The organism is Pseudoalteromonas sp. S2755 (genome assembly GCF_005886535.1).
In the GTDB taxonomy this organism is placed as follows: Bacteria; Pseudomonadota; Gammaproteobacteria; order Enterobacterales; family Alteromonadaceae; genus Pseudoalteromonas.
On sequence record NZ_PNDS01000009.1, the window covers coordinates 44,493 to 57,964 of the forward strand.

Annotated in this window: 16 protein-coding genes; 7 read left to right on the forward strand and 9 right to left on the reverse strand. The window is 42.8% G+C overall.

Features of this window, described 5'->3' with window-relative positions:
- Positions 1–28: 28 nt before the first annotated feature.
- Positions 29–1,198 (reverse strand): DUF3103 family protein, encoded by a 1,170-nt coding sequence (locus tag CWC03_RS02220; RefSeq protein WP_138580397.1) that lies wholly within the window; start codon positions 1,196–1,198, stop codon positions 29–31.
- A 118-nt stretch (positions 1,199–1,316) separates the two neighbouring features.
- A complete protein-coding gene (locus CWC03_RS02225; RefSeq protein WP_138580398.1) occupies positions 1,317–1,697 on the reverse strand; it encodes a hypothetical protein in 381 nt (126 codons plus the stop codon).
- 155 nt (positions 1,698–1,852) lie between these two features.
- Between CWC03_RS02225 and CWC03_RS02230 the strand changes: the two genes are divergently transcribed.
- The 4 genes from CWC03_RS02230 to CWC03_RS02245 all read left to right on the forward strand — a co-directional run bounded on the left by CWC03_RS02230 (position 1,853) and on the right by CWC03_RS02245 (position 5,311).
- On the forward strand, positions 1,853–2,563 hold the full coding sequence (locus CWC03_RS02230) for a hypothetical protein (RefSeq protein WP_138580444.1): 711 nt from the start codon (positions 1,853–1,855) through the stop codon (positions 2,561–2,563).
- An 85-nt stretch (positions 2,564–2,648) separates the two neighbouring features.
- Positions 2,649–3,269, forward strand: a complete 621-nt coding sequence (locus CWC03_RS02235) for an endonuclease (protein WP_138580399.1) — start codon at positions 2,649–2,651, stop codon at positions 3,267–3,269.
- 63 nt (positions 3,270–3,332) lie between these two features.
- Entirely contained in the window at positions 3,333–4,925 is a 1,593-nt protein-coding gene (locus CWC03_RS02240) for a S41 family peptidase (RefSeq protein ID WP_138580400.1), read from the forward strand.
- On the forward strand, positions 4,925–5,311 hold the full coding sequence (locus CWC03_RS02245; RefSeq protein WP_138580401.1) for a hypothetical protein: 387 nt from the start codon (positions 4,925–4,927) through the stop codon (positions 5,309–5,311). Before CWC03_RS02240 ends, CWC03_RS02245 begins: the two co-directional genes overlap by 1 nt.
- 21 nt (positions 5,312–5,332) lie before the next feature.
- On the opposite strand, the gene CWC03_RS02250 is transcribed toward CWC03_RS02245, so the two are convergent.
- Positions 5,333–6,220 (reverse strand): LysR family transcriptional regulator, encoded by an 888-nt coding sequence (locus CWC03_RS02250; RefSeq protein WP_138580402.1) that lies wholly within the window; start codon positions 6,218–6,220, stop codon positions 5,333–5,335.
- Between the two features lie 107 nt (positions 6,221–6,327).
- On the opposite strand from CWC03_RS02250, the gene CWC03_RS02255 reads away from it, so the two are divergent.
- Both CWC03_RS02255 and CWC03_RS02260 read left to right on the forward strand, forming a co-directional pair.
- Positions 6,328–6,894 (forward strand): NADPH-dependent FMN reductase, encoded by a 567-nt coding sequence (locus CWC03_RS02255; RefSeq protein ID WP_138580403.1) that lies wholly within the window; start codon positions 6,328–6,330, stop codon positions 6,892–6,894.
- Positions 6,895–7,015: 121 nt separating this feature from the next.
- Positions 7,016–7,702: a 4'-phosphopantetheinyl transferase family protein gene (locus tag CWC03_RS02260; protein ID WP_138580404.1), complete on the forward strand. Its 687-nt coding sequence runs from the start codon at positions 7,016–7,018 to the stop codon at positions 7,700–7,702.
- 156 nt (positions 7,703–7,858) lie between these two features.
- On the opposite strand, the gene CWC03_RS02265 is transcribed toward CWC03_RS02260, so the two are convergent.
- From CWC03_RS02265 to CWC03_RS02280, 4 genes are all read right to left on the reverse strand, one after another.
- On the reverse strand, positions 7,859–8,374 hold the full coding sequence (locus tag CWC03_RS02265) for a DUF2489 domain-containing protein (RefSeq protein ID WP_128725851.1): 516 nt from the start codon (positions 8,372–8,374) through the stop codon (positions 7,859–7,861).
- The gene (gene yihI / locus CWC03_RS02270; protein WP_138580405.1) at positions 8,374–8,961 is read right to left on the reverse strand and encodes a Der GTPase-activating protein YihI; all 588 of its coding nucleotides are present in this window, start codon (positions 8,959–8,961) and stop codon (positions 8,374–8,376) included. The genes CWC03_RS02265 and yihI overlap by 1 nt, the downstream gene beginning before the upstream one ends.
- 24 nt (positions 8,962–8,985) lie before the next feature.
- Positions 8,986–9,639 (reverse strand): class I SAM-dependent methyltransferase, encoded by a 654-nt coding sequence (locus CWC03_RS02275; protein ID WP_138580406.1) that lies wholly within the window; start codon positions 9,637–9,639, stop codon positions 8,986–8,988.
- Positions 9,640–10,275: 636 nt separating this feature from the next.
- On the reverse strand, positions 10,276–10,908 hold the full coding sequence (locus tag CWC03_RS02280; protein ID WP_128725854.1) for a c-type cytochrome: 633 nt from the start codon (positions 10,906–10,908) through the stop codon (positions 10,276–10,278).
- A gap of 453 nt (positions 10,909–11,361) precedes the next feature.
- Here CWC03_RS02280 and yihA point away from each other — a divergent pair, with 453 nt between their 5' ends.
- Complete coding sequence (gene yihA, locus CWC03_RS02285) at positions 11,362–12,000, forward strand: ribosome biogenesis GTP-binding protein YihA/YsxC (RefSeq protein WP_138580407.1); 639 nt, start codon at positions 11,362–11,364, stop codon at positions 11,998–12,000.
- Positions 12,001–12,017: 17 nt separating this feature from the next.
- Here the strand turns inward: yihA and CWC03_RS02290 are convergent, their stop codons facing one another.
- Both CWC03_RS02290 and CWC03_RS02295 read right to left on the reverse strand, forming a co-directional pair.
- A complete protein-coding gene (locus CWC03_RS02290; RefSeq protein ID WP_138580408.1) occupies positions 12,018–12,548 on the reverse strand; it encodes a DUF1285 domain-containing protein in 531 nt (176 codons plus the stop codon).
- Positions 12,535–13,104: a YceI family protein gene (locus CWC03_RS02295; RefSeq protein ID WP_138580409.1), complete on the reverse strand. Its 570-nt coding sequence runs from the start codon at positions 13,102–13,104 to the stop codon at positions 12,535–12,537. Before CWC03_RS02295 ends, CWC03_RS02290 begins: the two co-directional genes overlap by 14 nt.
- Positions 13,105–13,472: the final 368 nt, after the last annotated feature.

Consider the following 13,472-nt stretch of genomic DNA (forward strand, 5'->3'; position numbering starts at 1 on the left):
TTTTCCATAACATCACTTTGACTAATATTTAGCGAGGGTTAATTGTAAGTGGCTCAATCGTCACTTTCGCATTACCACTTGCGCCCATATGCCCATTGTAAGTTTGTCCTTCAAACAAGGTGTAAAACACATCAACGTAGTCATCATCGTTAGTAAACCAGTGGCTTGGCATCGCCTTGATCAATTGATTCGTCAGTTGCGGAATAATCGCATAACCCTGAACATTGGGGTCAGGAATGGCACGCATGACTTGCGTCACAATATCTAAAAACGTCGTAGCTAAGTCTTGGTAATTGGTATTGTCATCTTGCTCCATTAACAATAGATCTGCTGCCTGCCAACGATATCGTTCCCAGTGAATGATAACTTGATTAGGCGTATAGTCCGTACCATCATGATCCAAATAGGGCATATCCACGATATCTAGAATGGGTTCATCTCGAGATGGATTTACACCAGTCACAATGCCGTAAACTTCCGCAGCCCCAGATACCCAAGGCTCTTCATCGTCATTTAGTCTGATTTTTTTCAATACACTGGTTGAAATCGGCTCCACATCGTCGTTGCTCTGCACTTCTATTGATGGCATGACTAAGCCTTGCTTGGCAAACACTTGCCTCATTACCTGCATGCCTTCTTGCTTCACCTTACTACTATCAAGTTCAACAATTAACACCGGCCGCTCAGGCATTGTATGTGCGTCAAGTAAATGTAATTGACCATGCTCATCAAAGGCCTCTACATACTGCCAATGCTTATCATCACCTTTAGGTGCAAAAGCAATTAAAGGCGCTTCACCTTGTTGCCACTTTGTTAGCATTTCGCTAGAAGCAATACGCAACTGGTATAAATTAGAATTATGGTTAGTTAAGCCCTTTAACGAACGAGTGTATTGGCTCGCTTCAGTCATGAGTTGCTGAGCCGCCCCCGAAACTTGTAGCTGCTCTAATGAAATAGCATCTTGATATTGGCTAAGTTTAGTTTGAACTTGGGGACCTACGTGACTAAGTGACAGCGCTAACTTTTTCGCAATTTGTTTCTTTATATCAGCTACTTGAACTGGCGCAGCGTTAAATTTATCAAGCTGCTTAAGTGAACTGTAAGTATTAAGGTTAGCTTTGTCTGCAGCTGAGCTTGCGAAAGACACTCCGCCGAGCATAGCTATCATTAGGGTAGAGAGGGTTACATGTTGTTTCATCTTGCGTTCCTAGAAATAATCCGCGTTGTGGAATAAACAAGATAAAACAACAAAAATAAATTATCAATACATTAACATAGTTAACATATAAAACAATTTAATCTAGCTTTTAGAGTTTTTATTCTTCTATTGGATAGATAGTGATTTCGATGCTAGCCCCTATTGCCGAAATTCTAAGCAACGTATCAGCATGTAACGCTTGTGAGAAGCACTTGGGCGACTTGCCTGAGTTAAAACCAATGTCAAAAGTTCGCTTGGTACAACTTAGCCATTGTTTAAGTGCCGCTTTAGAGCAAGACTCAATTAACTCACACAGTTGGTTAATCGCTTTATCAGGAGTTAATTCATTGGTATTTGCCTCAATACGAGCCAATTGACGATAGTCATCTTGATCGTAATGCAGCACGATAGCATTTTTCTTTAAATCCGAAACTAGCGCACTGATATCTTGCTTTGACTCCAGTTCCAAATCGACATTTAAAAATTGAATTTCAGACATGTATTAAAAGCTACCTTGTAAAACTAAATCTAGTAATGGCTTACTTATCGGCGTGATAAGGACATTACTTATTGGACAATGCGACAATTTGTCACATTCTAAGTACCGTGCGTTATAGTTATCATACTCACGAACACCTAGAATAACATATTGTGATGATTAAAAAACTGCTAAAACCCGCTCGTAAACTCCACAAGTATCTTGGCTATTTACTGTTTTTACAGATCTTTGCTTGGCTATTAGGCGGACTGGTCATGAGCGCGATCCCATTAGAAAAGATCCATGGTAAACACTTGGCACATAGAAGCTTAGATAACCCCTTTCCCACCACAGCATACCGGGCAGACCTCAATCAGTTAGTACAAAACACAGTGCAAGTGCGCCAAATCCAGTTAGGCCATTTTCTCGATACTCCCATCATCAAACTCAACCAAGATGAGAATCTCATTTTCAATGGGATAACAGGGGCGCCTTTTACCACTCCAAATCAACAGCAAATAATACAACAGGCCAACCAACACCTATTAATTGCAGCAGATGTTAGCCATATTGAACGACTTGCCACTGCTCCTAGAGAAGCAGGTTACAAGGAAGATGTTTGGCGAGTCGAGTACAACGATATCCTCTCCACCACGCTGTATCTAAGCGCAACCAGTGGCGAGGTTGTGACGGTTCGTAGCACGTTGTGGCGCATCTTTGATTTTTTTTGGATGTTACACATTATGGATTACGACGAGCGAGAGGATTTTAATAACCCCTTGCTGATTTCCTTTGCCGCTACGAGTGTGCTCTTTTGTCTAACAGGGGTATTGTTATTATTGCAATCTCCACCTTGGCGAAAACGTCGCCCTACACTAAATAAATAAAGGTTCTTACCGTACACTCTTGTTGGTATTGATGATTTTTTTGATATAGTGACATTTCCTGTATTCCACCGTTTGGTGAGAGGTTATGTCACTATATTGCTATATTTTAGCGCTTAGCTTATTGGTATTAACAGCTAACGCTCATGAGTTCACGTCTTTCTCAAAAGCAAAGAAACATTTATCACAACAAGTTACTGACAATACCCGCACGCTTTATTGTAATTGTAATATCAAAAAGCAAGGCAAAAAGCTGGTGCCGGACCCTGCAAGTTGTGGTTATACCCCGAGGTTACCTTACACTCGCAATGGCAAAGAGAATGCCCGAGCCCATCGCATTGAGTGGGAGCATATCGTGCCCGCGTGGGAATTTGGACATCAGTTGCAGTGCTGGCAAGATGGGGGCAGAAAGCACTGCCGTAAAGTCAGTGAGCAATTTAGGAAGATGGAAGCAGATATTCACAATCTCGCACCAGCAATTGGTGAAATTAATGGGGATCGGTCTAATTTTCGTTTTGGCATGTTGCCAAGCACTGAAGCAAACTATGGCGCATGTCCAGTGAAAATAGACTTTAAATTACGCCGAATTGAACCACCAGAATATGCAAGAAAACGCATTGCTGAGGCGTATTTTTATATGGAAAAAACCTACGGACTAAAAATCTCCCCACAACAGCGGAAATTATTCACGGCTTGGCAGAAACAGTGATTGCGAGATAACCCAAGCGGTGCTAGTTTTTAGTCATACAACTAAAACAGGAACGTGAATACGATGCAACGTATTACTCTAGTTTTCGCATCAACAGCAATGAGCTTGTTATTAGCCGCTTGTGGTGGCGGTGGCAACGATTCATTAACCACCGATAACCCTAGTAATAATACGGGACAAACCGAGCCGCCAACTTGGACGTTTAATCAATTTCCTGCGTCAAGTCAGTTTATTAATTATTGTGCCTCCCCAAGAACGGGTACAGACAAATATAACAACAACCAACCTTATCCCGATAAGGTTGGTACGGCGATGCATGAAAAAATGTGGCTCCGCTCTTTTACCAACGAAACCTACCTTTGGTACGACGAAGTACTAGACAACGACCCAACACAATTCGATACCGTTATTGATTACTTCGAGCAATTAAAGACAAACCAAACGACGGCGTCGGGTAATGCCAAAGATCAGTTTCATTTCTACGAATCTTATGAAAGCTTCCAAAAAGAAGCGCAATCGGGCGTTGCAACCGGATATGGAATCCGTTGGGCAGCCATATCCACATCACCACCACGTAATTTTACTGTCGCCGCAGTAGAGCCCAATTCACCAGCCGCGAATGCAGGGATCGTACGTGGAGATAAAATCCTTTCGATAGATGGCGTCGACTTTATCTCAAGTGACAATACCGCTGCGCTGAACGCAGGTCTATCACCAGAACAAAGCGAGTCGCATAACTTTGTATTTGAAGATAAAGCAGGCAACGACAAATCAGTCACCCTGACTTCAGTCGATATTGAAACCTCACCGGTGCAAAACGCCAAAGTCATTAGCTATGGCGAGAAGCAGGTTGGGTATGTGCAGTTCAATCAATTTATTCCAACAGCCCAAGAAGGATTAATTGAAGCATTTAATCTATTTAAAACACGACAAATAGACGACTTAGTACTCGACATGCGTTACAACGGTGGAGGTCGCGTCATTATGGCAGCGCAACTAGGCTATATGGTTGCGGGCAACAGCAGCCTAAACAAAACCTTCACTTATAGCACATTGAATGACAAGCGTACTGCAGAAGAAGAACGAACAGAATTTGAGTCTAGAGCAATAAATTGGGCTGAAAACAAGTTTACAACCACGTCTTTACCCACGGTAACCTTACCTAGAGTGTACATACTCTCAACACGAGGCACAGCCTCTGCCAGTGAAAATGTAATTAATGGCCTGCGCGGCATTGATGTTGAAGTCTTTTTGATCGGTGGTACCACTCGAGGCAAGCCCTATGGCTTTGTACCCGCGCAAAACTGCGGCACGGTTTACTATACCATCCAATTTGGTTCAGAAAACGCGAAGGGCTTTGACGCTTACGCAGATGGCTTCACCCCATCAGGCGCTTCGAGCAGTGGTGAAATTGGCCTAAGCGCGCAAGTGCCAGGTTGTATTGTCGCAGATGACTTCTCAGAACCGTTAGGCAGTGAAAATGAAGGACTCTTAGCCGCAGCACTTACGCATATAGATACCGGTCGTTGCCCAAATGTAGCGCAATTTGCGCCTAACGCTCAGCCACAGTATCAAAATAAGGAGCATGCGGTTACGCTTCCAGTTTATCCACTGCGGGAAAATGCCATTTTGATGAAGCCTAAGGAGTCGCAATAATGGCGCTACTAAAAGCGGCGAAAATCACCGTTTTGGCTTTATTGCTGCAAGCGTGCAATAGCACGCCTGCAGCAACTTCGGTAAATGAGGCTGTACTCTCGGCATCTTCGCCCGAAGTGTTATCACAACTCAAGCAAGCTATAGTAAAACTCAAAGGCGGTATACCACCGACGCTCGCAAGCACCGCTTTTCAACGTAGTCCAACACTACTGCTTGAGCATGGCCAAAGCCTAGATGGCAATGGCAGTCCAATTTTAGGTGCCCATAATCTCGCTTATGAGAGCTTCATTTTGCAGCTTCGCGACACCCAGTGTGTGCTCTACTATCCGAAAAAGGATACTTATGTCATGCTCAGTAAAGTTAGCTGCAAAAAGCTGGAAGAATAACGCCTAACGCAACTCCTAGCCTCAGCTCAGATTAGCAAAATGGCGCTTTAACACGTCACATAATGCCTGTACTTTAGCCGTTCGGTGAACCAAAACATGTGTAACTAGCCAAACTTGGCTTAACCACTTTAATTCATCATGCAACACCGGCTGCAAATCTGGATAGCGTTTTGCCACATCATGCTGTAGCCCGCCAATACCCAAACCATTAACAATAGCTCGCGACGCGTCTGACGTTTCAGACACCCTAAGCGTCACTTGCGTCTCAGGAATATGCTCATCTACCCAAGCGAAATATGGCACTCTTGCATTAAACCCGGCCACACCAGAGACAAAGTTATGCGCCTGTAACGCTTCAAGTGTTTTAGGGATCCCCATACGCTTGATATAACTAGAAGACGCATACAAACCTGCTTCTAAAGTATTTAGATGCTGCACTATGTAGTCGGGCTCATCGGGCTTTGGTCCTGCCCTCACCGCAACATGCGCCTGTCCGTGATCTAAGCGTAAACGCTTTTGGTCGAGAATAACTTCAAGTTGTACCTGTGGGTGTAATTGCTGAAAAGTCAAACAAGGCTCCGACAGCATATCCATAAAACCACTGACCGTTGTCACCAAAAGCTTACCTCTAAGCTGGCTGTCCGAGGCAACAATAGAAGTACTCAACTCCATCAAGCGCTCGTCTATTTGACTCGCAGTCGCAAGCAGCTTTTCTCCTGCCTGTGTTACCTGATAACCTCGGGCATGACGGTGAAATAACCGCGTTCCCAATGCTTCTTCTAAGCTATTTATTCGCCTCAGTACCGTACTGTGATGGATCTCTAAATGCTCAGCCGCCGCAGATAAGGTGCCAAGCTTGGCAACCGTATAAGCGACCTTAAGATCCTGCCAATCTGTGAATTTATCCATAACCACCTCTGTGCATATATGCACACAAGCTTTGCGTTTATTTCGGTTTTGTGCAAGTAAAATTTTGCTACTATCACTTTAACGAAACAAAATAAGGTATCAGCAAGATGACTACAGCAAAAATTATCGCACTAGCAGGCAGTTTAAGAAAAGACAGCTACAACCAATTACTCATCCAAGCCGCGGCAAACTTTGCACTAGAAAGTGGCGCAGAAGTAGAAGTGATCAAGTTACAAGATTTAGATATTCCAATGTTCGATGAAGATCTTGAAGCGCAAGGCACACCAAAAGGTGCTCAACTTTTAAAAGACAAGCTGCGCGATGCCGATGGTATTCTATTAGCAAGCCCAGAGTACAACGGCTCCTTCACTGCGGTGCTCAAGAACGCAATAGATTGGGCTTCTAGAACAGAACAAGGTGCGGTGCCCGCATTTAGAAACAAAGTAGTGGCACTCTATGCAGCCTCACCAGGCGGCTTAGGTGGATTACGTGGCCTAAACCATGTCCGTGATGTGTTGTCTGGCATTGGCAGTTTAGTCCTCGCAGACCAATTGGCTGTACCTAGCGCATTTAATGTATTTGATGACCAAGGTAAAATTAAAGACCCAGGGCTTGCTGAAAAAGTATCAAGCCTAGCTCTGCAACTGGTGTCAGTTGCAAGTAAGTTAAAATAACTTTCAATCTCTCGTTCATATCTTGCTATGGACGCTTAGCTCATGCACACTAAGCGTCCAAAGCGAATTAGAGGCGCAATATCAGCCTTGTAATAATGGATACGAATAACGGGAGTCAGCTTTGCAAAGCACTCAGAGTCACCTATTTACCCCCTACCTCTCACACCATTTTCATTGCATTCAGTTTGATCCTGACAGCTTTGACGCGCTTTCCTTTGAACAGCAAAATATACTCCTGCCCGCTTCACTAGATAAAGCAGTGGCGAAAAGGCGAGCCGAGTTTTTAGCGGGACGGATATGTGCCAAGACCTGCCTAGCACAATTTGGACAAGGTGACTTTACGCTACTTAACGGCTCCGATCGGGCGCCTATCTGGCCTGCTAATATTGTTGCCAGTATTACGCATACTCGAGGGATCGCGGCTGCGATTGCTACAGATGATATCGCCGTGAAAGGCTTAGGCATTGATATCGAAAGAGATATGAAACCGAAGCAAGAAGTCGAACTACGACGACAAATTCTACATCCTGAAGAAGCTGAAATTTTTACACTGTTCGGCGAGCAAGTGCACTGCCCGTTGACGGTTATTTTCTCGGCCAAAGAAAGCATATTTAAGGCACTTTATAGCACGGTGCAAAAGTTTTTTGGTTTTGATGCCGTCAAGCTGACACAGTTTGATGACAAGAAACTTATTTTCACTTTGATGGAAACGCTACACAAGGATTTAGGCAAAGGACAACAAGTGGAAGTATATTACCAATGTAAAGACGCCTTAGTGCTGACCGAGTGTGAATACATCGCACAGTAAAATCATACCTATTTGACTTTATACTTACACAATTTGAAGAAGTAAATCTGACGCTAAATGCGTTAAAAACTTCTCATTTGGAACTAAAAACGCCCACTTAGGGCGTTTAATCTGAAGTTTGGATAGGGGTTCACTCACCCATTTTCACAAGTCACCTTACTGAAATACAACATTTTCACTACCAGCAGCCGCTTTAAAACGCGCTATCAGCTTTTCGCAGTCCTGTAAGATCTCCGCTTCTAGGCGCTCTTCAGCACGCCAGCGCTGGCTATCCATTTTGAAAATCTCTTTTTTAGAATACTTCTTACGCGCATCATGAGTTGGCATTTCTTTGACTTCATCATACATCTGATAAACACCAGGGTAACTCTGCTGTAAGTCAACTTCCTCGTCAAAACTATATTGCGAAATAAGCACCCAAACTCGTAAGCACCCTTCAGAATATTCACATTGTTTTTCTTTCATCGCGCGCGCGAGTAAGTTAACGCTATCCGCAATTTTTTCGTTGCGCTTCTGCCGTGACTTTTCGAGCTCAGCAGCTTTTTGCTCGCGATGTTTGGCAATCTGCTCTTTTTGCACCTTCAGCTGCCATAGTAATTTACCCGCGTAAAACGCTAGTCCAGCAATAATCAGGGCACCAATAATGATTGCGATGATCCATGCAGTATTCATTACTTATCATCTTCCTCAAAGTCGTCGTCTAACCATTCATTTGCTAGATCATTACTCATAAACTGATCCATTGGATCATTTTCTAACATATCGCCTTCTTCAAACTCATCATCAATTCCTAAGATCTCACATAGTTCCTGATGACGTGCAATGCCGCGATTGAAGTATTTCGCATCTTTACCTGTTAGCAGTTCACCGCGTTCATGGCGTTCAAGTAGCGCCATCAAGCGTTCGTCATTTTCTAACTGCTCAAGCTCTTGCTCTGGAGTTAACGTCTCTACCGCTGTAGTTAACTTAACTTGCGGCTGTAGATGGCGCTTCATCTCAGGCTGTGTATTCGACTTAGCCGGTTGTGGCTCTGCAACCAAAGAAATGGGCTTTTTACTACCAACACGCGGATCTTTATTGGTCGTCGTGTTTGATTGCTCTTTCACTAGGATCTCTGGTGCATTTCTAGAACCCGGCTTTTTACCTTTGGTTTTTTTGCTACGCTGCTCTTTTAGTGCACGTAACGCTTGTAGCTTTTCTTTACTCAGCCTTGGTGTTCCATTGGCTGCAACTTTACGTGTCTTTTTCTTTCTGGTCATAATTGGTTATCCAAAATTCTCGCGTTAACTACGCTTGGTGAGAATGATGACATCATTCCCAATAAATTCTAATTCACAATCCTGCTGCGCGGCAAAATACGCAAAGCTTTCCCGACTAAAAAATGAAATATGCGTTAGGTCATTTTTATAGTGCCAATTCGCAAAGCGTGCTTTATCAATGACGAGTTTGGTCATCAATGCCAGCGGCTTTCCCACTTTTAAACATGCTAACAATTGCGTTAATACTTTTGCAGGTTCAGCTAAATGTTCCACCACTTCTGTACTGACGATAAAGTCATACTGACGAGTCAGTACACTGGCATCATTAGCATAGTACAGGTCAAACAAAGCCACCTGATGCCCAGCTTCTTCAAGCATTTTCGCAAGCAGCGGTCCAGGCCCACAGCCAAAGTCTAAGCCTTGGCTTGGTGTCACCACACGTGCCAACAGTGGATCCGCCACTCGTGCTAGAAAGCGACGATAGCCTTCATCGGCCAGATCGTTTTCATGACTATCATAAATGGCCTTTTCTTGAGCTGGTGTTAATCTCGACTTGGGATCAACCATCACCAACTGGCAGGTTTGACATTGCCAGTACAGTCGATACTTGTCTTGATGGTAGGCTTCAAGCTGATTACCTTGGCACAGGCCACAACTGAATAGAGTTGAATCTTGCAATGGTCAACAGTGATTGCTTAATAAGGCGGCTATTGTATCAGGTATAATAGAGGCAACCAAATAAAAAGGCGGCAGAGATCACTCTCTACCGCCTACTAATCTGAGCGTCACAACTGGACACTTCTCCCTTCGACTCTTAAGTCTTATTATTATTCTTTTTATTTTATTGTCGTCCGTATTGTTTTTATTTTAGACTTCCGTGACACTTTCCATATTGTTTTTATTATGAGACTTCCGTGATTTTCTTATTCTCGGTCTTCCTGACGCTTTCTTGATAATCCTTCGTATCCAACTAGATACATAACTTTGCCACCTACGCTTCCGTATCGAATTGTCCCTTTTTTTGTATTGCTTGGCGACAACGAATAATCTACGCTCCTGAGCTTGAGTTACAACTGTTTAATAACAAATTTCTTACCTTAATTTTTTTAATTAAACAGAAAAAAGTTGAATTACATAAACTTATACTGAACAAAAACTTAAAAATAAGCTAAAACTCACACAGCTCTCAGGTAAATATCTTACAATAAAAGTGAGATATATCTCACAAAGATAACAACAAAAAAAGGCAGCCTATGCTGCCCTTTTTTCAATAGTAAGAGTTTACACTGAGAGAGGTAAACTCACTATACGACTTTAGTGTAGACCACCTAAGTACTTAGATAATACTTCGATGTCTTTGTCTGTCAGCTTCTTCGCGATATCACGCATCATGCCGTTCATATCATTGTTGCGAGTACCATCACGGAACTTTTCAAGCTGTGCCTTGATGTATTCTGGATGCTGGAATGACACTTTAGGGAATTTAGCTAAAGAAGTACCGTTACCACGAGGACCGTGACATGCAGCACAAGATGGAATACCACGTTCTGCATCACCAGCTTTATAAAGCTGCTGACCCGCAGCAACAACATCTTCAGGCGTTGAACCCGCAGACATAGATAAAGAAGAGAAATACGCAGCTAAGTCTTTCATATCTTGATCTGACAGCGGCATAGCCATACCACTCATCACAGGATCCATGCGTCCTTCTTTACCACCAGACGTCATACCTAGCTTAAACTCTTGTAGCTGCTTGTAGATATAATCTGCATGCTGACCTGCGATTTTAGGATACATAGTCACAGGGGCATTGCCATCTGGACCGTGACATGCTGCACACGTTGCAGACTTTGCTTTACCTGCTTCTGCGTCACCATCGAATGCCGATGCGTTGCTTGCTGACAACGTACCAAGCAACATTGTTAAAGTTAATGCTATTTTTTTCATGGTAAATTCTCTGTTTCCGACCCTGTAATTTGTACCCTCGCGAACAAAGTCGCTCTCTTTATTGCTCGGGCAAATAATACCAATCAGTACTAATTAGGTTGTTATGTTAATCAGATGAATCATACATGCAAACTTAGCAAATATAACGCCAAACAGCACCGATCCATCTAAATACGCCTTGCTCAGTAGTGACTACTGATAGGTATACACTTTAGATTGACATTGCAATTCCTACATTCTACACGATATTACTTTCTCTGGCACGTTTTCTGCCCATATTAAGCTTATAATTTATAGGGACTTGACCTAGATTAATTAATATTAGGGCGAGGCTTCGGCCAATTTGCGATAAAAGCGGCGTTTAGAACAAACCCCACAATACTTTTGGTTTCCGCCATACTGTTATAAAATACGCAATTCCATCCGCGAAAGTTTAATCAGTTAGGAGTCAGCGTGCTAAAATCTCGCGTAAAATACAATCAGGCACAATTTATCACAAGTGCCCCAGATATCAGTAAACTGCCACCAGACACTGGAATTGAAGTTGCTTTTGCGGGTCGTTCTAATGCTGGTAAGTCGAGCGCACTCAATACGCTTACAGACCAAAAACTGGCGCGCACCAGTAAAACACCTGGTCGAACTCAACTTATAAATACTTTTTCTCTAGGCGAAGATCAGCGTTTGATTGATTTACCTGGTTATGGCTTTGCGAAAGTCCCATTAGAGATGAAGAAGAAATGGCAAAAAGCGCTAGGTGAATATTTACAACGCCGTAAATGTCTAAAAGGAATTGTGGTATTGATGGATATTCGTCACCCTCTTAAAGATCTCGATATGGATCTCATCAACTGGGCAACCAGCAGTAATATACCGGTATTAGCCTTGTTGACTAAAGCCGATAAGCTAAAGCAAGGTAAACGTAAAGCAGAAGTACTACAAGTACGTCGTGCACTATCTGAAATCGACGGTGACATCACCGTTCATGCGTTTTCTTCTTTAAAGGGCATTGGATTAAACGAACTGGCGTGGAAATTGGATGATTGGTACTTAGGTCCGTTTGTCAAAGAAGCTCAAGAAGAAACGAGCGAGTAATCAAACGTAGGGCGCGCTTAGCTAAGATAAAAGCGCGTCTTTGCCGACATCAGATAAAAGCCTTTTTCATCTTCCTCGAGCAATTCAGCCCACTGATAATAGACATTTTGTGAAACTCTAGCGGTTAAACCATAATTGAGTGTGAGAAATGGAATATCTCCCCCGTTAACCTGCTCAAGCGCCAATGGAAACACATCACAGATGGGCCACTCACGGCCTAAATTATCTATCGCAATAATACAAGGTGATAACTCCAAAGCCGATGCTTCATCACAGTAACGCCATTGCTCGATAATAAAAGGATGAGCAAGTACTTCAATCTCACAACTTTCTGCTGGGGTTTTTAACCAGTACTGTTGACCATCAAAGGTTAAAACACTTGCAAATAAGGCTACTAGCGATTGCCGTTTAATTTCACGCCCTTGATGAAACCAACGGCCATCTGCTGTAATTTTGATATCAGAAAAACCGCACGACGGCGCCGACCAATTTTCGGTCGGCGCATGAGTCGTAACATACAGTTTGATTAACGCATCAATTTTGTTCATCAAAAACCAAGTTGAAGCTAACAGGCACACTAGTCGCGATAGTCTTTAGACCCGCAATTTCTCGTAGCGCTTCAATTCCCTTATCTAACCCAAACTGCTTAGAATCGAGAATAAAGGCATGGACTGGCGTAACCACCAAGCCATTAGCACTTTTCGTTATCAATAAGTCTAGGCTGATCTTTTGGATCTGACCATGCAGTGTCAAAGTGGCTGTTACATCATTGATTTTTTGTGTACCAACTTTAAGCTTAGCAAGCACCTCTGAAACATCAGCATTAACTTTAGCCCTTGGGTGTTGCGCTACGTTGAACAGCATCTTTTGCATGCGTTCATTACGGATCGGGATCATCGTTTCAACGCTTGCCAAGTCAATATTAACCTCAAGTTCGCCTTTAGCAGATAGTGTGCTATCTATCGTTTTAAAATGATGTACTTCAGCAACACTAGTCTGTTTCACAGACACAAAGCTAACATCACTTTGTTGTTGATTAAATTGCCAAGCAGCGAACGCCTGAGAAGAAATAAGTGCACTACCTAAAAAAAGGTACTTTAGCATGACGACTTCCTTATGAAATGAGAGTGAATTGCATTTGAGCGCTCAGTGTAAAACGCAGTGCAAATTAAATAAACCTTTAATCATAAACTCGTTGTTATGTTGGAATACTTTTAGGCTCATGATATTCATTTTACAGCGGGAAAATAGCTTTAGTAGCCAAGCAAAAACGTTGTGATCTAGCAGCCCTTTTAGCGAAGCTAATAACAGTTTTACCTGTACATTGATTGGAGAGTTACATCAATTGGTATCATCTTTGAGGAGAAAAGAAAAAGACGGCCCGTAAAAATTACGAGCCGCTATAGCAATCTGGGGAGAAGCTATCAATACACTGTATCCTCTTTCGAGAGATACATCATCAACAGGATGTC

Bases quoted from the DNA above. Each gene is read 5' to 3' on its own strand.
- CWC03_RS02220 (WP_138580397.1), bottom strand. From the start codon at position 1,198: ATGAAACAACATGTAACCCTCTCTACCCTAATGATAGCTATGCTCGGC.
- CWC03_RS02225 (WP_138580398.1), bottom strand. From the start codon at position 1,697: ATGTCTGAAATTCAATTTTTAAATGTCGATTTGGAACTGGAGTCAAAG.
- CWC03_RS02230 (WP_138580444.1), top strand. From the start codon at position 1,853: ATGATTAAAAAACTGCTAAAACCCGCTCGTAAACTCCACAAGTATCTT.
- CWC03_RS02235 (WP_138580399.1), top strand. From the start codon at position 2,649: ATGTCACTATATTGCTATATTTTAGCGCTTAGCTTATTGGTATTAACA.
- CWC03_RS02240 (WP_138580400.1), top strand. From the start codon at position 3,333: ATGCAACGTATTACTCTAGTTTTCGCATCAACAGCAATGAGCTTGTTA.
- CWC03_RS02245 (WP_138580401.1), top strand. From the start codon at position 4,925: ATGGCGCTACTAAAAGCGGCGAAAATCACCGTTTTGGCTTTATTGCTG.
- CWC03_RS02250 (WP_138580402.1), bottom strand. From the start codon at position 6,220: ATGGATAAATTCACAGATTGGCAGGATCTTAAGGTCGCTTATACGGTT.
- CWC03_RS02255 (WP_138580403.1), top strand. From the start codon at position 6,328: ATGACTACAGCAAAAATTATCGCACTAGCAGGCAGTTTAAGAAAAGAC.
- CWC03_RS02265 (WP_128725851.1), bottom strand. From the start codon at position 8,374: ATGAATACTGCATGGATCATCGCAATCATTATTGGTGCCCTGATTATT.
- yihI (WP_138580405.1), bottom strand. From the start codon at position 8,961: ATGACCAGAAAGAAAAAGACACGTAAAGTTGCAGCCAATGGAACACCA.
- CWC03_RS02280 (WP_128725854.1), bottom strand. From the start codon at position 10,908: ATGAAAAAAATAGCATTAACTTTAACAATGTTGCTTGGTACGTTGTCA.
- CWC03_RS02290 (WP_138580408.1), bottom strand. From the start codon at position 12,548: ATGAACAAAATTGATGCGTTAATCAAACTGTATGTTACGACTCATGCG.
- CWC03_RS02295 (WP_138580409.1), bottom strand. From the start codon at position 13,104: ATGCTAAAGTACCTTTTTTTAGGTAGTGCACTTATTTCTTCTCAGGCG.